The organism is Burkholderia sola (assembly GCF_905400185.1).
In the GTDB taxonomy this organism is placed as follows: Bacteria; Pseudomonadota; Gammaproteobacteria; order Burkholderiales; family Burkholderiaceae; genus Burkholderia; species Burkholderia sola.
Genome location: NZ_FR989675.1, coordinates 3,512,586 through 3,531,631, shown reverse-complemented (window position 1 = coordinate 3,531,631; position 19,046 = coordinate 3,512,586). Strand labels below are relative to the sequence as shown.

General features: G+C 68.3%; 17 protein-coding genes and 1 tRNA gene. 13 read left to right on the top strand and 5 right to left on the bottom strand.

Annotation, left to right across the window (positions count from 1 at the left end):
* Positions 1 to 28: 28 nt before the first annotated feature.
* From fmt to KR541_RS16240, 13 genes are all read left to right on the top strand, one after another.
* Positions 29 to 1,021: a methionyl-tRNA formyltransferase gene (fmt, locus tag KR541_RS16300; RefSeq protein ID WP_124631139.1), complete on the top strand. Its 993-nt coding sequence runs from the start codon at positions 29 to 31 to the stop codon at positions 1,019 to 1,021.
* Between the two features lie 120 nt (positions 1,022 to 1,141).
* Positions 1,142 to 1,783 (top strand): LysE family translocator, encoded by a 642-nt coding sequence (locus tag KR541_RS16295; RefSeq protein ID WP_124556226.1) that lies wholly within the window; start codon positions 1,142 to 1,144, stop codon positions 1,781 to 1,783.
* A 100-nt stretch (positions 1,784 to 1,883) separates the two neighbouring features.
* Complete coding sequence (gene htpX / locus KR541_RS16290; RefSeq protein ID WP_011546484.1) at positions 1,884 to 2,741, top strand: zinc metalloprotease HtpX; 858 nt, start codon at positions 1,884 to 1,886, stop codon at positions 2,739 to 2,741.
* A 260-nt stretch (positions 2,742 to 3,001) separates the two neighbouring features.
* Entirely contained in the window at positions 3,002 to 4,393 is a 1,392-nt protein-coding gene (rsmB, locus tag KR541_RS16285; protein ID WP_089488947.1) for a 16S rRNA (cytosine(967)-C(5))-methyltransferase RsmB, read from the top strand.
* A complete protein-coding gene (locus KR541_RS16280) occupies positions 4,390 to 4,980 on the top strand; it encodes a DUF4390 domain-containing protein (protein WP_006477467.1) in 591 nt (196 codons plus the stop codon). Before rsmB ends, KR541_RS16280 begins: the two co-directional genes overlap by 4 nt.
* The gene (esaS, locus tag KR541_RS16275) at positions 4,970 to 7,384 is read left to right on the top strand and encodes a sensor histidine kinase EsaS (protein WP_050011124.1); all 2,415 of its coding nucleotides are present in this window, start codon (positions 4,970 to 4,972) and stop codon (positions 7,382 to 7,384) included. The genes KR541_RS16280 and esaS overlap by 11 nt, the downstream gene beginning before the upstream one ends.
* Entirely contained in the window at positions 7,385 to 8,086 is a 702-nt protein-coding gene (esaR, locus tag KR541_RS16270) for a response regulator transcription factor EsaR (RefSeq protein WP_006495385.1), read from the top strand.
* Positions 8,087 to 8,146: 60 nt separating this feature from the next.
* Positions 8,147 to 8,222, top strand: a tRNA-Phe gene (locus KR541_RS16265).
* Positions 8,223 to 8,572: 350 nt separating this feature from the next.
* Positions 8,573 to 9,307: a 7-cyano-7-deazaguanine synthase QueC gene (gene queC, locus KR541_RS16260; RefSeq protein ID WP_050011125.1), complete on the top strand. Its 735-nt coding sequence runs from the start codon at positions 8,573 to 8,575 to the stop codon at positions 9,305 to 9,307.
* A 76-nt stretch (positions 9,308 to 9,383) separates the two neighbouring features.
* Positions 9,384 to 10,016 carry a 7-carboxy-7-deazaguanine synthase gene (gene queE, locus KR541_RS16255; protein WP_050011126.1) on the top strand — a complete coding sequence of 211 codons (633 nt, stop codon included), beginning with the start codon at positions 9,384 to 9,386 and terminating at the stop codon, positions 10,014 to 10,016.
* A gap of 18 nt (positions 10,017 to 10,034) precedes the next feature.
* The gene (queD, locus tag KR541_RS16250) at positions 10,035 to 10,487 is read left to right on the top strand and encodes a 6-carboxytetrahydropterin synthase QueD (protein WP_050011127.1); all 453 of its coding nucleotides are present in this window, start codon (positions 10,035 to 10,037) and stop codon (positions 10,485 to 10,487) included.
* 333 nt (positions 10,488 to 10,820) lie between these two features.
* Entirely contained in the window at positions 10,821 to 11,606 is a 786-nt protein-coding gene (locus KR541_RS16245; protein ID WP_050011128.1) for an HpcH/HpaI aldolase family protein, read from the top strand.
* Positions 11,603 to 12,358: a tetratricopeptide repeat protein gene (locus KR541_RS16240; protein ID WP_050011129.1), complete on the top strand. Its 756-nt coding sequence runs from the start codon at positions 11,603 to 11,605 to the stop codon at positions 12,356 to 12,358. The genes KR541_RS16245 and KR541_RS16240 overlap by 4 nt, the downstream gene beginning before the upstream one ends.
* A gap of 67 nt (positions 12,359 to 12,425) precedes the next feature.
* On the opposite strand, the gene rodA is transcribed toward KR541_RS16240, so the two are convergent.
* The 5 genes from rodA to KR541_RS16215 form a co-directional block, all read right to left on the bottom strand.
* Entirely contained in the window at positions 12,426 to 13,574 is a 1,149-nt protein-coding gene (rodA, locus tag KR541_RS16235; protein ID WP_050011130.1) for a rod shape-determining protein RodA, read from the bottom strand.
* A gap of 11 nt (positions 13,575 to 13,585) precedes the next feature.
* Positions 13,586 to 15,874, bottom strand: a complete 2,289-nt coding sequence (mrdA, locus tag KR541_RS16230; protein ID WP_050011131.1) for a penicillin-binding protein 2 — start codon at positions 15,872 to 15,874, stop codon at positions 13,586 to 13,588.
* 101 nt (positions 15,875 to 15,975) lie between these two features.
* The gene (gene mreD / locus KR541_RS16225) at positions 15,976 to 16,488 is read right to left on the bottom strand and encodes a rod shape-determining protein MreD (protein ID WP_006477476.1); all 513 of its coding nucleotides are present in this window, start codon (positions 16,486 to 16,488) and stop codon (positions 15,976 to 15,978) included.
* A complete protein-coding gene (gene mreC / locus KR541_RS16220; protein ID WP_050011132.1) occupies positions 16,485 to 17,561 on the bottom strand; it encodes a rod shape-determining protein MreC in 1,077 nt (358 codons plus the stop codon). Before mreC ends, mreD begins: the two co-directional genes overlap by 4 nt.
* A 127-nt stretch (positions 17,562 to 17,688) precedes the next feature.
* On the bottom strand, positions 17,689 to 18,732 hold the full coding sequence (locus KR541_RS16215) for a rod shape-determining protein (RefSeq protein WP_004189550.1): 1,044 nt from the start codon (positions 18,730 to 18,732) through the stop codon (positions 17,689 to 17,691).
* Positions 18,733 to 19,046: the final 314 nt, after the last annotated feature.

Genomic DNA, 19,046 nt, shown 5'->3' with positions numbered 1-19,046 from the left:
TGCGCCCAGCCCGACCCCGAACGCTGTCATGACCCATACGTTGCGCGTGATTTTTGCCGGTACGCCGGAATTCGCCGCGGCCGCTCTTGCCGCGATCCACGAGGCCGGTTTCCCGGTGCCGCTCGTGCTCACCCAGCCCGATCGCCCGGCCGGGCGCGGGATGAAACTCCAGGCGAGCGCGGTGAAGCGCTACGCCGTCGAGCACGGGATGACCGTCGCGCAGCCGCCGTCGCTGCGCCGCGCGGGCAAGTACCCGGCGGAGGCGGCCGACGCGATCGAGCTGCTGCGCACGACGCCGCACGACGTGATGGTGGTGGCCGCGTACGGCCTGCTGCTGCCGCAGGAAGTGCTCGACATCCCGCGCGCCGGCTGCATCAACATCCACGCGTCGCTGCTGCCGCGCTGGCGCGGCGCCGCGCCGATCCATCGTGCGATCGAGGCCGGCGACGCCGAGACGGGCGTTACGCTGATGCAGATGGACGTTGGCCTCGACACCGGCGCGATGATCGAGGAGGCGCGCCTCGCGATCGCGCCCGACGATACGACCGCGACGCTGCACGACCGGCTCGCCGCCGACGGCGCGCGGCTGATCGTCGACGCGCTCGTGCGGCTCGAGCGCGACGGCACGCTGCCGGCGACGCCGCAGCCGGCCGACGGCGTGACCTACGCGGAAAAGATCGGCAAGCACGAAGCGGCGCTCGACTGGCGCAAGCCGGCCGACGTGCTCGCGCGTCAGGTGCGTGCGTTCGATCCGTTCCCGGGCGGCGTCGCGACGCTCGACGGCGCGGCCATCAAGCTGTGGGCGGCCGAGCCCGTGGCGGCGCCGGCCACGATTGCCGACGCGGCGCCCGGCACGATCGTCGAAGCCGCGCCGGAAGGCGTGGTGGTCGCATGCGGTAGCGGCGCGCTGCGCGTGACCCAGTTGCAGAAACCGGGCGGCAAGCGGCTGCCCGCGCGAGAATTCCTCGCCGGTTCGCCGCTCGCCGCCGGCCAGCGGTTCGCGCTGCCCGACGTGGACTGACACGGCCCGAGCGTCATTCGACCCGGTCCGCCGGCCCGGCGCAACTGGCCGGACGGCCGAGTCGCGCGGGGCGGCAGGCGCGCGTAGAATTTCCCTGCGCTCTCCAGTTTCGAGGTTTTCATGTTCGGCATCACCCATTTCGGCTTCTTCGTGTTCGCGGTTTTCCTGCTGAACATCACGCCCGGTCCCGATACGGCCTACATCGTCGGCCGCAGCGTCGCGCAGGGGCGCGGCGCGGGGCTGATGTCGGCGTTCGGCATTTCGGCCGGCTGCTGCGTCCATGCGCTCGCCTGCGCGTTCGGCCTGACCGCGCTGCTGGCCGCGTCGGCAACCGCGTTCACGGTGATCAAGCTGGTCGGCGCCGCGTACCTGATTTATCTCGGCGTGCGGATGATCATCGCGAAGCAGGCCGCCGCGCCGTCGGGCGCCGAAGCCGCGCAGGCCGCGGCCGCCAAGCCGCTGCGCCAGCTGTTCATGCAGGGTTTCTGGACCAACGTGCTGAATCCGAAGGTCGTGCTGTTCTTCGTGTCGTTCTTTCCGCAGTTCGTATCGGCCGACAGCCCGCACAAGGCCTGGGCGTTCCTGACCCTCGGCGCGGTGTTTGTCGCGATGAGCACGGTCTGGACGAGCGTGGTCGCGTGGGTGGCGGGCAGCGTCACGCAGCGCTTTTCCGGCAAGCCGGGCGTCAGGAAGTGGCTCGACCGCACGGTCGGCAGCGCTTTCGTCGGGCTCGGCCTTCGTCTCGCCGCTTCGCAACGCTGAGATTGAATTTTTCCGGCAAGACCTTATCTAACAAATCGCTTACAATTTTCCGCCGTGCGCTGTGATGCGCGGCGGGTCCCCTGACGGATAAGGAGTGGGTATGTTCAATTGGGTCAAAACGGCGATGCTGATGGCCGCGATCACGGCCCTGTTCATCGTGATCGGCGGGATGATCGGCGGCTCGCGCGGCATGACGATCGCGCTGCTGTTCGCGCTCGGCATGAATTTCTTCTCGTACTGGTTCTCGGACAAGATGGTGCTGCGCATGTACAACGCGCAGGAAGTCGACGAGAACACGGCACCGCAGTTCTACCGGATGGTGCGCGAGCTGGCCACGCGCGCGAACCTGCCGATGCCGCGCGTCTACCTGATCAACGAGGATGCGCCGAACGCGTTCGCGACGGGCCGCAACCCGGAGCACGCGGCGGTCGCCGCGACGACGGGCATCCTGCGCGTGCTGTCGGAGCGCGAGATGCGCGGCGTGATGGCGCACGAGCTCGCGCACGTGAAGCACCGCGACATCCTGATCTCGACGATCACCGCGACGATGGCGGGCGCGATCTCGGCGCTCGCGAACTTCGCGATGTTCTTTGGCGGGCGCGACGAGAACGGCCGGCCGGCCAACCCGATCGCCGGTATCGCGGTCGCGTTGCTCGCGCCGATCGCCGGCGCGCTCATCCAGATGGCGATTTCGCGGGCCCGCGAGTTCGAGGCCGACCGCGGCGGCGCGCAGATTTCCGGCGATCCGCAGTCGCTCGCCACCGCGCTCGACAAGATCCATCGCTATGCGGCGGGCATCCCGTTCCAGGCGGCCGAAGCGCATCCGGCCACCGCGCAGATGATGATCATGAATCCGCTGCACGGCGGCGGTCTGCAGAACCTGTTCTCGACGCACCCGGCCACCGAGGAGCGCATCGCGCGCCTGATGGAGATGGCGCGCACCGGCCGCTTCGAGTGACGCTTGGCGACCCGCGCGGCCGTTGCCGCGCGGGGTCGCTTCGCCACCCCGCATGCTTCGCGCTGCGGGGTGTTTCATTTGTGCGCGCCGTAAAGGGGCCAAAGGGGCAGCATGGCCGCACGCTACAATGCGCGGTTTGGGATCGCCGGGCCAACTGGCGGTTGCGATCCCGCCGTTTGCCGCACCCGTTTGCCGCACCCGATTGCTCGCACCCGATTGCTCGCGCCTGTTTGCCGCGCCTGTTTGCCGATTCCGCACCGATGACACGACCCCGTTCTTCCGCTTCGACTTCCTCCGGCCGCCCGGCGCGCCTGGCTGCGCTGCACCTGGCGCCCGATTCGCTCGGCTTCGCGCTCGACGCGGCCGCGCAGGCGGTCGATGCGGTGCGACGCGGCACCGCGTTGCCGGCGGCATTGTCGGCGGTATTCGCGCAGATGCCATCCGGTGCGCAGCCACTCGCGCGCGGCGCGACGCAGGACGTCGCCTATCGGACGATGCGCCGCCTCGGCAGCGCGGACTGGCTGATCGGCAAGTTCGTCAGCAAGGCGCCGCCCGCGCACGTGCACGCGGTGCTCGCCGGTGCGTTCGCGCTGCTGCTCGACCCGGCGGACGAGGCCGCGTACCCGGCGTTCACGGTGGTCGACCAGGCCGTCACCGTCATCGGCGCGCGGCGCGAATTCGCGTTCGCGAAGGGGATGGTCAACGCGGTGCTGCGCCGTTTCCTGCGCGAGCGCGACGCACTCGTCGCCGCGATGCAGGACGACCCGGTCGCGCGCTGGAACTACCGCGCGTGGTGGGTCGATGCGGTGAAGCGTGCATGGCCCGACGCGTGGCAGGCGATTCTCGCGGCCGGCGAGCGTCAGGGGCCGCTGACGCTGCGCGTGAATGCGCGCCGCGTGAGCGTCGACGCGTATCTCGACACGCTGCGCGCGAATGGAATCGAAGCGACCGCAATCGGCCGGCATGCGGTGCGACTCGCGTCGGCGCTGCCGGTCGAACGCATTCCGGGCTTCGCCGACGGCGTGGTGTCGGTGCAGGACGCCGGCGCGCAGCTCGCGGCCGAATGGCTCGGCGCGCGCGACGGCATGCGCGTGCTCGATGCGTGCGCGGCGCCCGGCGGCAAGACGGGCCATATTCTCGAACTCGCCGATGCGGACGTCGTGGCGCTCGAAAGCGACGCGACGCGCGCCGCGCGGATCGGCGAGAATCTCGTGCGCCTGTCGCTCGCCGCGAACGTGTGCGTCGGCGACGCCGGCGCGCCGGACGCGTGGTACGACGGGCGTCCGTTCGATCGCATCCTGGCCGACGTGCCGTGCTCGGCGTCCGGCATCGTGCGGCGGCACCCCGACATCCGCTGGCTGCGCCGCGAGGCCGACATCCCGGCGCTGGTCGCGGAGCAGCGGCGCATCCTGTCCGCGCTGTGGCCGCTCGTGAAACCGGGCGGCGAACTGCTTTACGTGACCTGCTCGATCTTCCCCGAGGAAGGCGAAGGGCAGGCCCGCTGGTTTGAAGCGGCCTGTGAAGATGCGGTACGATTGGACGCCCCCGGCCAACTGCTGCCGGGCGGCGTGCAGGGACGGGCGGCCGCCGGCGCACTCGACCAGAACACCGATCACGACGGATTTTTCTACGCGCGGTTTCAGAAACGGTGACGATCAAACACCTTTTTCCCTTTCGGCTCGCGGCCGTCTTGCTGGTCGCGTTGACGCTGTGTCTGGCCGTCGTCCGGCCGGCGCATGCCGAATCGATCGCCGTGCAGCGCGCGTCGCTCCAGTCCGACGGAAGCGGCTGGAGCCTCGACGCACGGTTCGACTTCGAGCTGAATCCGAACCTCGAGGATGCCGTCAACAAGGGCATCCCGCTTTACTTCACGACCGACTTCGAGCTGAGCCGCGCGCGCTGGTATTGGTTCGACGAGCAGCCGGTGGCGGTCACGCAGACGATCCGCCTGTCGTTCCAGCCGCTCACGCGCGAGTACCGCGTGTCGACGGGCGGCCTGCAGCTCGGCTTTCCGTCGCTGAAGGATGCGCTCGCGGTGGTCCGGCACATCACGTCGTGGCACGTGATCGACCGCAACCAGGTGCGCGCGGGCGAAACCTACACGGCGTCGGTGCGCATGCAGCTCGATACGGCGCTGATGCCGAAGCCGTTCCAGGTCGATGCCGTGAACAACCGCGACTGGACGCTCGGGTCGGACTGGAAGCGCTTCAACTTCACGGTGACCGAACGTGCTAAATAAAGTACGCCGCGCGGCCAGCGGGAAGAGCCTCCTGATCCGCGTGATCGTCTCGACGGTCGCGCTGACCGCGCTGCTGCTGCTCGTGCTGCTCGCGGCCGCGAGCGCGAACACCGAATTCTTCGACCGCTACTACTCGTGGCTGTACGCGACGAACATCGTCGTCGCGCTCGTGTTCCTGCTCGTGGTGCTCGGGCTGATCGGGATGATCGTCGTGCGCCTGAGGAAGGGCAAGTTCGGCACGCGGCTGCTCGCGAAGCTCGCGGTGTTCTTCGCGCTCGTCGGTGTGGTGCCGGGCGGGATCATCTACATCGTGTCGTACCAGTTCGTGTCGCGCAGTATCGAATCGTGGTTCGACGTGAACGTCGAGACGGCGCTGACGGCCGGCCTGAACCTCGGCCGCGGGATGCTCGATGCGTCGCTGTCCGATCTGCAGACGAAGGCGCGGCTGATGTCCGACCAGCTCGCGAGCGTCGATGCGAACACGAACGGCACGACGCTCACGCTGCTGCGGCTGCGCGACCAGTTCGGCGTGCAGGACGCGACGATCGTCGAGCCGAGCCGCGGCGGCTCGGGTGCCGCGCCCGACCTGCACATCGTCGCGCAGGCGTCGGGCAATTTCGCGGCGCTGATTCCGGACGACCTGCCGACGCCGCTGATGCTGAGCCAGGCACGCGAACACGGCGCGTATGCGGCGATCGAGGGCGAAGTCGACGGCGACCCGCGCGCGCACGGTGCGAAGGGCGCGCTGCGGCTGCGCGTCGTGCGGCCGATTCCCGATGCGACGACGTCGCTGCTGCAGCCGGCGGAGCGGTTCCTGCAGCTCACGCAGCCGGTGCCGCCCGGGCTCGCGCACAATGCGGACGCGGTGCAGCGCGCGTACCGCGAGTACCAGGAAAAGTCGCTCGGCCGCACGGGCCTGCGCAAGATGTACATCGGCACGCTGACGCTCGCGCTGTTTCTCGCGACCTTCATCGCGATGATGCTCGCGCTCGCGCTCGGCCAGCAGCTCGCGCGGCCGCTGTTCCTGCTCGCGCAGGGCACGAAGGAGATCACCGAAGGCGACTACACGCCGAAGCGCGAGATCAAGACGCGCGACGAGCTCGGCTTCCTTACGCAGTCGTTCAACGCGATGACGCGCCAGTTGTCGGAGGCGCGGCTCGCGGTCGAGAAGAACCGCATCGCGCTCGAGCATTCGAAGACGTATCTCGAGAGCATTCTCGCGAACCTGACGGCCGGCGTGTTCGTGCTCGACCGGCAGTTCCGGCTGACGACGGCCAATCGCGGCGCCGAGCGGATCTTCCGGCAGCCGTTCAACTCGCTGATCGGTACGACGCTCGACCGGATCGGCGTGGCCGCCGGGTTCGGCGCGATGGTGCGCAAGGCGTTCGCCGATCGCGAGGCGGCGTCCGACGGCGGCAGCGGCGATCGCGGCCACTGGCAGCAGCAGTTCGCGATCGAGGTGCCGGGCGAAACCGATCCGCTGACGCTGCTCGTGCGCGGCACGCGGCTCGTGTCGACGGTCGAGGGGCAGGCCGACGATCCGCAGACGTCCGGCTACGTCGTCGTGTTCGACGACATCTCCGACGTGATTTCCGCGCAGCGTTCGGTTGCGTGGGGCGAGGTCGCGCGGCGGCTCGCGCACGAGATCAAGAATCCGCTGACGCCGATCCAGCTGTCGGCCGAGCGGCTGCAGATGAAGCTGTCGGACAAACTCTCACCGCCCGACGCGGACGTGCTCAAGCGCGGCGCGACGATGATCGTGAACCAGGTGGCCGCGATGAAGCGGATGGTCGACGATTTCCGCGAATACGCGCGCACGCCGCCGGCGGTGCTCGCGAACCTGCAGTTGAACGAACTGGCGAGCGAGGTGCTCGGGCTGTACGGTGTGGGCGAAGGCAAGAGCTCGATCGTCGCCGAGCTCGCGCCGTCGCTGCCGGTGATTCGCGGCGACGCGACGCAATTGCGCCAGGTGATTCACAACCTGCTGCAGAATGCGCAGGATTCGGTTGCGGAGTCCGCGCATCCGCGTGTGTTGATCGAAACCAAGACAGTAGAATATGGCGACCCCGACGCCGAGGGCAAAACGCGCGTCGCGGTACGTCTGACCGTGTCCGACAACGGGCCCGGTTTTCCGGCACGCATCCTGACCCGCGCGTTCGAGCCTTACGTGACGACGAAGGCGAAGGGCACGGGGCTCGGGCTGGCCACGGTCAAGAAAATCGTTGACGAGCACGGCGCGCGGATCGATCTGCGCAATCGCATGCACGGCGAGACCGTCGAGGGTGCGCAGGTGTCGATCCTGTTCCTGCAGATGGCGAGCGATACGCCAGGCGCCGAACCCGGTGCGCAGGACGGGGCGACTCCCGCCAAGACAAAAGCAAGTGAGCAGACAAAGGCAGCGTAAATGGCAACCATCCTGGTGGTAGATGATGAAATGGGCATCCGGGAATTGCTCTCGGAGATCCTCAGCGATGAAGGACATGTCGTCGAGGCGGCGGAGAACGCGCAGGCCGCGCGGGAATACCGGCTGAATCAGGCGCCCGATCTCGTGCTGCTCGATATCTGGATGCCCGATACCGACGGCGTCACGCTGCTCAAGGAATGGGCGGCGCAGGGGCTGCTGACGATGCCCGTGATCATGATGTCCGGGCACGCGACGATCGATACGGCCGTCGAGGCGACGAAGATCGGCGCGCTCGATTTCCTCGAGAAACCGATCGCGCTGCAGAAGCTGCTGAAGTCGGTCGAGCACGGGCTTGCGCGCGGCGCAGCGCCGGTGTCCGCGAACGCGGCGGCGAAGGCGGGCGGCGGGCAGGCCGCGGGGCCGGCGGCGGTCGCGTCCGCGGCGGCGCTGCCGACGCTCGGCGACGACATGGCGTCGGCGCTCGGCCTCGCGGGCCAGACGGCCGCGATCCCGTTCGACATCCCGTTGCGCGAGGCGCGCGATGCGTTCGAGCGCGCGTACTTCGAATATCACCTCGCGCGCGAGAACGGCAGCATGACGCGCGTCGCGGAGAAGACGGGCCTCGAGCGCACGCACCTGTATCGCAAGCTGAAGCAACTCGGCGTCGAGCTCGGCAAGAAGCCGTCGGAAGGCGCGCTGTAAAAAATTTCGCGAAAGCACTTGCTCGGGGCCGAATAGCTCGATATACTTTCATTCTTCGTTGGCCCGGTAGCTCAGTTGGTAGAGCAGCGGATTGAAAATCCGCGTGTCGATGGTTCGATTCCGTCCCAGGCCACCAGCATTTAAAACCCCAAGAATCGGAAGGTTCTTGGGGTTTTTCGTTTGTGGTGGATATCGCGCGTCGTGAGCGGCGGGCCCGGCAGCATTCGCCGGGGCATGATAAAATCCGTGCCCGCTCAATGACTTAGCGCATCGCTTCATGCGCATGGCAGGCTGCCCGCGGCGCACCTGCCGTGGCGCGCGGCCACGATGCCGCGCGATGAGCGGTATAAGCGCGCCGCCGCATTCGCGGCCGACCGCGCTGCCTATACTGGTCGGGCCGGCGCAGGCCGGCCGCGTCGGCCGCCCGGTGGCAGCCGGCCTCGGGGCGCAGTGCGACGCGAGCCTACACATTCACGGAGTATCACGGTGATTCGGACAGACGCTAAAGACGGCGCGCTCGTGTTGTTTTCCGGCGGGCAGGACTCCGCCACGTGCGTGGCATGGGCCCTCGAGCGCTACCAGACGGTCGAGACGCTCGGCTTCGATTACGGCCAGCGTCATCGCGTCGAACTCGAGTGCCGCGAAGGCGTGCGCGAAGCGCTGAAGCGCAAGTTTCCGGCGTGGTCGGACCGGCTCGGCGACGATCACATGATCGACCTGTCGGTGCTCGGCGCGATCAGCGATACCGCGATGACGCGCACGATCGAGATCGAGACGACGGCCAACGGCCTGCCGAACACGTTCGTGCCGGGCCGCAACCTGATGTTCATGACGATCGCCGCGGCGATCGCCTATCGCCGCGGGCTGCGCGTGCTGGTCGGCGGGATGTGCGAGACCGATTTCTCCGGCTATCCGGACTGCCGCGACGACACGATGAAGGCGCTGCAGGTCGCGCTGAATCTCGGGATGGATACGCGCATCGTGCTCGAGACGCCGCTGATGTGGCTCGACAAGGCGCAGACCTGGCAGCTCGCCGAACAGCTCGGCGGCAACGCGCTCGTCGAACTGATCCGCGTCGAGACGCACACGTGCTACGTGGGCGAGCGTGCGGAGCTGCACGACTGGGGCTTCGGCTGCGGCGAATGCCCGGCCTGCAAGCTGCGCAAGCGCGGCTACGAGGCCTACCTGAAGGGCGAGCGGGTGACCGAAGCGCCGCTGTGACGCGGCTCGCGCGGGCAGCGCTTGATGGACAACGGATTCTGATCGACAACGAGCGGCGCGAGCCGGACGAAGCACGATGACTTACGCGGTCAAGGAAATTTTCTACACGTTGCAGGGCGAGGGCGCGAATGCGGGCCGGCCGGCCGTGTTCTGCCGGTTCGCCGGCTGCAACCTGTGGTCGGGCCGCGAAGAGGATCGTGCGGAGGCCGTGTGCCGCTTCTGCGATACGGATTTCGTCGGCACCGACGGCGAGAACGGCGGCAAGTTCAAGGATGCCGCCGCGCTCGTCGCGACGATCGCCGGCCTGTGGCCGGACGGCGAAGCGCACCGCTTCGTCGTCTGCACGGGCGGCGAGCCGATGCTGCAGCTCGACCAGCCGCTCGTCGACGCGCTGCATGCGGCCGGCTTCGAGATCGCGATCGAGACCAATGGTTCGCTGCCGGTGCTCGACACGATCGACTGGATCTGCGTGAGCCCGAAGGCCGATGCGCCGCTCGTCGTCACGAAGGGCAACGAACTGAAGGTCGTCGTGCCGCAGGACAACCAGCGGCTCGCCGACTACGCGAAGCTCGATTTCGAGTATTTTCTCGTGCAGCCGATGGACGGCCCGTCGCGCGACCTCAACACGAAGCTCGCGATCGACTGGTGCAAGCGTCATCCGCAGTGGCGGCTGTCGATGCAGACCCACAAATATCTGAACATTCCCTGAGCCACGGCCTTTGACATCGTGCTGATTACCCGAAAACTCGAATTCGACGCGGGCCACCGCATTCCCGATCACCGCAGCCAGTGCAGGAACCTGCACGGCCATCGCTACGTGCTCGAAATCACGCTGCGCGGCGATCTCGTCGATACCGAGGGCGCGCCCGACCGCGGCATGGTGATGGATTTCGCCGACGTGAAGGCGCTCGCGATGGAGCACCTCGTCAGCAAGTGGGACCACGCGTTCCTGGTCTATGCGCGCGACGACGTCGTGCGCTCGTTCCTCGAGCAGATGGCCGACCACAAGACCGTCGTGATCGACCGGATCCCGACCGTCGAGAACCTCGCGGCGATCGCGTTCGACCGCCTCGCGAACGTGTACGACGCGCACTACGGCGTGAACCTGCGCCTCGAGCGCGTGCGCTTGTACGAAACGCCGAACTGCTGGGCCGACGTCGAGCGCCAGTCCGGCCGCTGATCCTGCCTGCACCGGCAGCCCCGCCGTCCGGCGCGGGCTGCCCGTCACCGCGCCTGGCGGTGTCGCCTCCCGCCGTCCCGCGCCGGTACGGCTTCCCCCGTCTGTTCCCGCATCGAGCACCCCGCCGCGCTATGATCGTCGTGCGGCACCGAAAAACGCGCGCGTGGGCGATCGCGCGGCCCGCGCTGTCAGATCGGCCGTCCCGGTCCGACTCACGTTCTGCGGCGCGCGGTCTGCGGCCGCCGCCATGCTTCGATTGCTTGGGCGGTGCGCGTTTCGCTTCGCCTGTTGCTTGTCCCGTTCGATTGCCGTTCCGTTCCGGAGGCCGTATCGATGAGCACGCTCACCAATTCCCTCAAACAACGCCTGCGCGACGGTGACGAGCCGCTGTACGGCCTGTGGCTGTCGCTCGGCAGCGACTCGGCCGCGGAAGCGCTTGCGCATGCCGGTTACGACTGGCTCTGCATCGACATGGAGCATGCGCCGAACGACAGTCGCGACGTGGCATCGCAACTGCGCGCGATCGCCGCGGCGCACCTGCCGAGCGAGCCGGTCGTGCGCGTGCCGGCGCGCGAGCCGTGGCTCGTGAAGCGCGCGCTCGACGCCGGCGCGCGCACGCTGATGTTCCCGTGTATCGAGTCGCCCGACGACGCCGCGCACGCGGTGCGGCTCACGCGCTTCCCGTCGCCGGAATCGCCGGACGGGCTGCGCGGCGTGGCCGGCATGGTGCGCGCGGCGGCATTCGGCATGCGCCGCGACTATCTGCAGACGGCGAATGCGCAAGTCGCGGTGGTCGTGCAGGTCGAATCGGCGCGCGGCGTCGACGAAGTCGAGCGGATCGCGGCGACGCCCGGCGTCGATTGCCTGTTCGTCGGCCCGGCCGATCTCGCGGCGAGCCTCGGGCATCTCGGCGATATCCGCCACCCGGACGTCGAAACCGCGATGGCGCGCGTGCTCGCGGCCGGCAAGCAGGCGGGCGTCGCGGTCGGCATCTTCGCCGGCGATACGGCGGCCGCGCGCCAGTATCGCGACGCCGGATACCGGATGATTACCGTATCGGCCGACGTGAGCTGGCTGTTGCGCGCGACGCGGCAGGCGTTGCAGGAGGTACGGTCATGAACGGAGCAGACGCTGCGTGCCGCAGGCGGGTGCGGATCGGGGCGATGGTCGGGCTGTGGGCCGTGTGGATGGCGGCCGCCGCGCAGGGCGTGCCGCAAGCGAAGCCCGATCCGGCGCGCGAGACGCAATCGGCGGTCGCCGACTACAACGCCGGCGACTATCGCGCGGCGCTCGTGCAGTTCCACGATGCGGCCGAGCGCGGCGATCGCCTCGCGCAGTTCAACTACGCGATGATGCTGCTGACGGGCGAAGGCGTGACGGCGAACATCGACGAAGGGGTGCGCTGGCTCAAGCGCGCGGCGGACGCGAACATGTCGCACGCGCAGTACGTGTACGGCCGGATGTTCGACGACGGCGAGTTCGTCGCGCGCAACCCGGCAGAAGCGCATCGCTGGTTCCTGCGGGCCGCGAAGCAGGGGCATGTGCAGGCCGAGCTGTCGCTCGCAAACCAGTTCCTCGACGGGCGCGGTACGCCGCGCGACAACCGGCAGGCGTTCACGTGGTACAAGCAGGCCGCCGACGCCGGCGATCCCGTCGCGCAGTACGTGACCGCGTCGTTCTACGAGCGCGGCGGCGACGGCGTCGCGCAGAACCTGAACATCGCGCGCGCGTATTACGCGGCGGCGGCCGCGCAGGGCGACGAGACGGCCGGGCTGAAATTCAAGGAGTTGAGCGCGCGGCTGAAGGCGCCGACGCCGGCATCGGGCGCCGGCGCGGTGCAGCCAGGCAAGCCGTACGCGCCGCCGCAGTAAGCGGCCTGGCCCAATGAAAAACGGCGCCGGGGCGCCGTTTTCGTGTGTCGCGGGGCAGGCCGCGCGGTCAGCTCTTCATCAGCCGCCGCTGCCGCCCGACGCTCATGATCATCCCGATCGCGATGCCGAGCGTCGTGAGCGCGGTGCCGCCGTAGCTCATGAACGGCAGCGGCACGCCGACGACCGGCAGCACGCCGCTCACCATCCCGATGTTGACGAACGCGTAGACGAAGAACGCGAGCGTGAGCGAGCCCGCGAGCAGCCGGCCGAACTGCGTCGCGCCCTGCGCGGCGATGTAGAGGCCGCGTGCGATCAGTGCCATGTACAGCGTCAGCAGCACGAGCCCGCCGGCGAGCCCCCATTCCTCGGAGAACACCGCGAAGATGAAGTCGGTGTGCTTTTCCGGAATGAATTCGAGGTGCGCCTGCGTGCCTTTCAGGTAGCCCTTGCCGAGCGCGCCGCCCGAGCCGATCGCGATCACGGCCTGGATCGTGTGGAAGCCCTTGCCGAGCGGGTCGGACGTGGGGTCGAGCAGTGTGCACACACGGTGCTTCTGGTAGTCGTGCATCAGCGGCCACTGCACTTCGGGCTGGCAGATGCGTTCCTCGAACACGGCGATCGAGCCGACCGCGATCACGCCCGCGACGAGCACGGGCACGATCAGCTTGAACGACAGGCCGGCGAGGTAGATCACGAAGAAGCCGGCCGCGAACACGAGCAGGCCCGTGCCGAGGTCGGGCTGCTTCGCGATCAGCCCGACCGGCACCATCAGGATCCCGAACGCGGCGACGAAGTCGTACCAGCGCAGCCCGCCTTCGCGGCGCTGGTAGTACCACGCGAGCATCAGTGGCGTCGCGATCTTCAGGATTTCCGACGGCTGGATCACGACGCCGACGTTCAGCCAGCGCTTCGCGCCCTTCTTGGTCATCCCGAACAGCGCGACGGCAATCAGCAGCGCGACCCCGAACGTATAGAGCGGGACCGCGAAGCGCATCAGCGTGGTCGGCGGGATGTTGGCGATCACCCACATCAGCACGAACGTCAGCAGAATGTTGCGCAACTGGTCCTCGACGCGGCCCGGCACGTCGATCGACGCGCTGTACAGCGTGACGATGCCGACGCACAGCAGCAGGAACACGATGAGGGCGAGCGGGCGGTCGAAGCCCGCGAACATCTGCTTGATCTTGTCGAGCCAGGCGCGCTTGTCGAATTGCATGCCTTTCTCCGTTAATGAGCGGTGCCGGCGTCCGCCGCTTTCGCGGGGGCCGTTGCGCGGTGGTTGTCGTCCCGCGGCGTGGCGACGACCGGCTGCGCGTCGCTGGCGGGCCGGCGCGGCCGGTGCGGGCGCCGGATCGGCGGCAGGCTCGCGGCCATCGGCGCCGCGGCGCTCGCGTCGGCCGGCGCGGTGGTGCTGGCGCTAGCCGGCCCCGAGGCATCCGACGCCCCCGATGCGGCCGATGCCGCATCGGCCGCGCTGGCCGCCGACGGCACGACCGGCTGCGGCAGCGCGGTGAAGCCGGCCGCGATCGTGGCCGGCTTCGACGTGTCGCCGACCACCGGCGCGCTCACCGGCTCGGTGGCCGACGCCGCGGCGGCCACGGCCGCGGCCTCGTTCTTCGGGTTCTGGCGCTCGACGAGGTAGTAGTCGAGCACGCGCCGCGCGATCGGGCCGGCGGCCTGCGCGCCCCAGCCGCCGTTCTCGACGACCAGCGCAATGGCGATCTGCGGATGGTCGACCGGCGCGTACGCGATGAACAGCGCGTGGTCGCGCAGGTGCTCGGCGAGCAGGTGGCCCTTGTAGTTCGAGCCCTGCAGCGAGAACACCTGCGCGGTCCCGGTCTTGCCGGCCGCGAGGTACGGCACGCCGCGGAACACCTTGTACGCGGTGCCGGACGGGTTCTCGATCACGTTCTCCATCCCGCGCTTCACGACGTCGATGTCGGCCGCCTTCAGCGGGATCACGTCGCTTTCCTTCGGCACGGTCAGGTGGCGCGCACGCGAGATCGGATCCTCGACTTCCTTCACGAGGTGAGGCTTCATCACGACGCCGTTGTTCGCGAGCGTCGCCGTGGCGTGCGCGAGCTGCAGGATCGTGAACGAGTTGTAGCCCTGGCCGATCCCGAGGCTGATCGTCTCGCCGTCGAACCACTTCTGCTGCGCCGCTTTCTTGAACGCCTTCTTCTTCCAGTCGGTCGACGGCAGGATCCCGCGCGCCTCGCCCTGGATGTCGATCCCGGTGATCTGGCCGAAGCCGAACGGCTTCATGAAGTTCGCGATCGCGTTCACGCCGAGGTCGCGCGCGAGCATGTAGAAGTAGGTGTCGTTCGACACCATGATCGCCTTGTTCATGTCGACCCAGCCCTGGCCCGAGCGCACGTCGTTGCGGAACGTGTGGCCGCCGAACGTGAAGTAGCCGGGATCCTGGAAGCCCCAGCCCGGCGTGCGCTTGCCGAGCGTCAGGCCGGCGAGCGCCATGAACGGCTTGTACGTCGAGCCGGGCGGGTAGGTGCCGTGCAGCGGGCGGTTCAGCAGCGGCTTGTCGGGCGAGTTGTTCAGCTCGTCCCAGGTCTGCTGGTCGATGCCGTCGACGAACGAGTTCGGGTCGAAGCTTGGCGACGACACGAACGCGAGCACGTCGCCCGTCTTCGGCTCGATCGCGACGAGCGCGCCGCGCTTGCCGGCGAACGCCTGCTCGGCGACCTGCTGCAGCCCGATGTCGAGCGACAGCACGAGGTTGTTGCCGGGCGTCGCCTGCGTGCGCGACAGCGTGCGCACCGGCCGGCCGCCGGCCGTCACCTCGACTTCCTCGAAACCCGTCAGCCCGTGCAGCTCGGTTTCGTAGCTCTGCTCGACGCCGATCTTGCCGATGTAGTCGGTGCCCTTGTAGTTGTTCGCGTCGCGGCGCGGATCGTAGTGCTCCTGGTCGCTGTCGTTGTCGTCGCTCATCGCGTCGATGCGATCCTGGTCGCGCTTCGAGATCCGGCCGATATAGCCGATCACGTGCGCGGCCGTCATGCCGAGCGGGTACTGACGGAACAGCCGCGCGCGCACGTCGACGCCGGGGAAGCGGAAACGCTGCGCGGTGAAGCGCGCGACTTCCGCGTCGGTGAGCCGCGTGCGGATCGGCAGGCTCTCGAAGTTCTTCGAGTCTTCCTGCAGCTTCTTGAAGCGGCGGCGGTCGCGTGCGTCGATCGGGATGATCTCGGACAGCTTGTCGATCGTGTTGTCGAGCGTGTCGTCGAGCTTCGACGGCGTGATCTCGAGCGTGTACGCCGAGTAGTTCTTCGCGAGGATCACGCCGTTGCGGTCGGTGATGATCCCGCGGTTCGGCACGATCGGCGCGACGGAGATGCGGTTTTCCTCGGCCTGCAGCGCGTATTTGCCGTGCTGCATCAGCTGCAGGTAGAAGAAGCGGCTCGCGAGCAGCCCGAAGCAGACGAACACGAACACGCCCGCCGCCGCGACGCGCAGGCGGAACCTCGAGAGCTGCTGTTGGGTGTCGTTGAATTCGGTCATTTAAGGGCAATCTGGCCCGCGCGCGGGCGCGGGCGAGGTGCCGCCCCGGAGCGCGTCGCGCGGCGGGCGTGGGGGCGGCGGGTATTCAAGGTCGGTCCGGCTCAGATCGGTCGCGTATCGTCCGGGTCGACCGGGCGGCGTTGCGGCATCAGCAGCAGGTGGCTCGCGATCGGCCACAGCGCGGCTTCGACGAAACCGTCGACCAGATAGCGCCAGCCGGGGAACGCGGCGCCCATCAGCAGGCGGATCACGAACGGCACGAGCTGCGCGGCGACGAGCAGCGGCGTGACGTACAGCACCTGCACGCCGATCGGCATCCACAGCACGCGGCGGTGGATCGTGATCGCGCCGTACGACAGCAGCGTATAGGCGAGCGCGTGCTCGCCGAGCAGCCCCGCGTCGTGCACGTCCATCAGGATGCCGAGCGCGAACGCGACGCCCATCCCGACCTTGCGCGGTTGATGGATGTTCCAGAAGAGCAGCACGAGCGCGACGAAGTCGGGCACGCCGGGCAGGCGGCCCCACGGCATCAGGTTCAGCAGGAACGCGGCGGCGAGGCTGAAGACGATGAAATACGGATTGACCGGCTGCAGGATGTATTGCGGGCGGTTCATCGCTGGGCTCCTGATTGCCCGGCGGCGGGCTTCGCGGGCGCGGCGGCCGGTTGGGCCGGCGCGGCAGGCGCCGCGGGCGCCGGCTTTGCGCCGGGCTGGGCCGCGGCGGCCGGCTTCGCGTTCGCGTCGGCCTTGTCGGTTTTCTCCGCTTTGTCGCTCTTCGCGGCGGCTTTCGCGCCCTTCTTGCCCTTCGCGTTCTTCTCGGTCGCGGGATCAAGCTCGGCCGGGCGCGGCGGGATGTCGTTCCGGTAATGCAGCACGAGCATCTGGCGCGCGCCGCGCACGGCCGCGACCGGTGCGCAGGTCACGCGGGCGAACGCGGTATCGGCGAGCTTGTCGACGCGCACGACCTTCGCGACCGGCAGGCCGGGCGGATAGACGCCGTCGAGGCCGCTCGTGACGAGCTCGTCGCCGGCGACGAGATCCGCGCTCGTCGGCACGAAGCGCAGGTCGAGCGAATCGCCCTTCGGCGTGCCGTAGATCACGCTGCGCAGGCCGGTGCGCAGCACCTGCACGGGGATCGCGAGATCGCGGTCGGTGACCAGCGTGACTTCGGATTGCAGCGGGAACACGCGCGTGACCTGACCGATCACGCCGTCCTCGCTGACGACGGGCGAGCCGTCCTGGATGCCTTGCTGCGAGCCTTGGCCGACCACGATCTTCTGCGTGAAGGGATCGCTCGTGTCGTACTGGATCTCGACCGGCGTCGATTGCGTCGCGATGTGCTGGCGCAGTTCGAGCACCGCGCGCAGGTGCGCGTTTTCCTGCGTGAGCACGGCGGCCTGGTTGGCCTGCGTGGACAATTGCAGGTTGCGCTTGCGCAGATCGTCGTTCTCGTGGCGCAGCGACGCGCCGGTAACGGCGATGTCGGCCGCGCCCATGAACAGGTCGCGCGGCACGAGCGCCGCGCGTTGCAGCGGGTAGAGCACGGTGCCGAGCACGCCGCGCACGATTTCGAGCGTGCTGAAGCGCGCGTCCGACACGAGGAGCGCGATGGCGAGGGCGACGAAGAAGATGAGCCGCGCGAGCGCGGGCGGACCTTGCTTGAAGAGGGGCGGCGGACTGTATTCCATGGTCGGCGCCGGGCGCGTGTGATCGGTTAAATAATGCTCAGACGCGCAAACGGCGCGGCGGTTCGTTCTGAACGAGCGATCCGGCCACGCCGCGGGTGCGTCATATCAAACGGGACTGCTTAGGCGATCACTCGTACGAGAAGATGCTGCCCAGCTTGTCCATGCGCTCGAGCGCCATGCCCGAACCGCGTACGACGCAGGTGAGCGGATCCTCGGCGACGAGCACCGGCAGGCCGGTTTCTTCCGCGAGCAGGCGATCGAGGTCGCGCAGCAGCGCGCCGCCGCCCGTCAGCATCATCCCGCGTTCGGCGATGTCGGCGCCGAGTTCCGGCGGCGTCTGTTCGAGCGCGATCTTCACCGACGACACGATCTGGTTCAGCGGATCGGTCAGCGCTTCGAGGATTTCGTTGCTGGAGATCGTGAAGCTGCGCGGGATGCCTTCCGACAGGTTGCGGCCCTTCACTTCCATTTCCTTGACTTCGGAGCCCGGGAACGCGGAGCCGATTTCCTTCTTGATCGCCTCGGCGGTCTGCTCGCCGATCAGCATCCCGTAGTTGCGGCGGATGTAGTTGACGATCGCCTCGTCGAACTTGTCGCCGCCGACGCGCACCGAGCCTTTGTACACGATGCCGCCGAGCGAGATCACGCCGACTTCGGTCGTGCCGCCGCCGATGTCGACGACCATCGAGCCGGTGGCTTCGGACACCGGCAGGCCCGCGCCGATCGCGGCCGCCATCGGCTCCTCGATCAGATAGACCTGCGACGCGCCGGCGCCGTGCGCCGCTTCCTTGATCGCGCGGCGCTCGACCTGGGTCGAGCCGCACGGCACGCAGATGATGATGCGCGGCGACGGCGAGAACATGCGCGACTCGTGGGCCGTCTTGATGAACTGCTTGATCATCTGCTCGGTGACGGTGAAGTCGGCGATCACGCCGTCCTTCATCGGGCGGATCGCCTCGATGTTGCCCGGCACCTTGCCGAGCATCTGCTTGGCTTCCTTGCCGACCGCCTGGATCGTCTTCTTGCCGTTGGGGCCGCCTTCCTGGCGGATCGACACGACGGACGGCTCATCGAGGACGATGCCCTTGCCGCGCATGTAGATCAGGGTGTTTGCGGTGCCGAGGTCGATCGCGAGATCGTTGGAGAAGTAGCTGCGCAAAAAACCGAACATTCAGAATCCTGTTTCGCTCTGGGCCGGCCCTGCATAGCGAGCGCTGAGGGCGGCAGCGGAAAAAATAACAGCCTCGGGAAGCGTGGCGGAAGCGGCCGCCGCGGCGCACGAAGCTGCGAGTGATGTCTACCGGGGATCGCACGAAGCACGCACGGCTTGCCGAAACAGGGCGAAACGGTGCGGGAAAAGGCTGCCGGGTTTGGGTCGAACGCGTAATGATACCTTATAATTTCTCGGTATTTGAATCGAAACGGGCGGTATTTTTGCCGCTTCGGCCCCGATTTTTGAGGGTGGGATCGCACCCTCCAACCCCC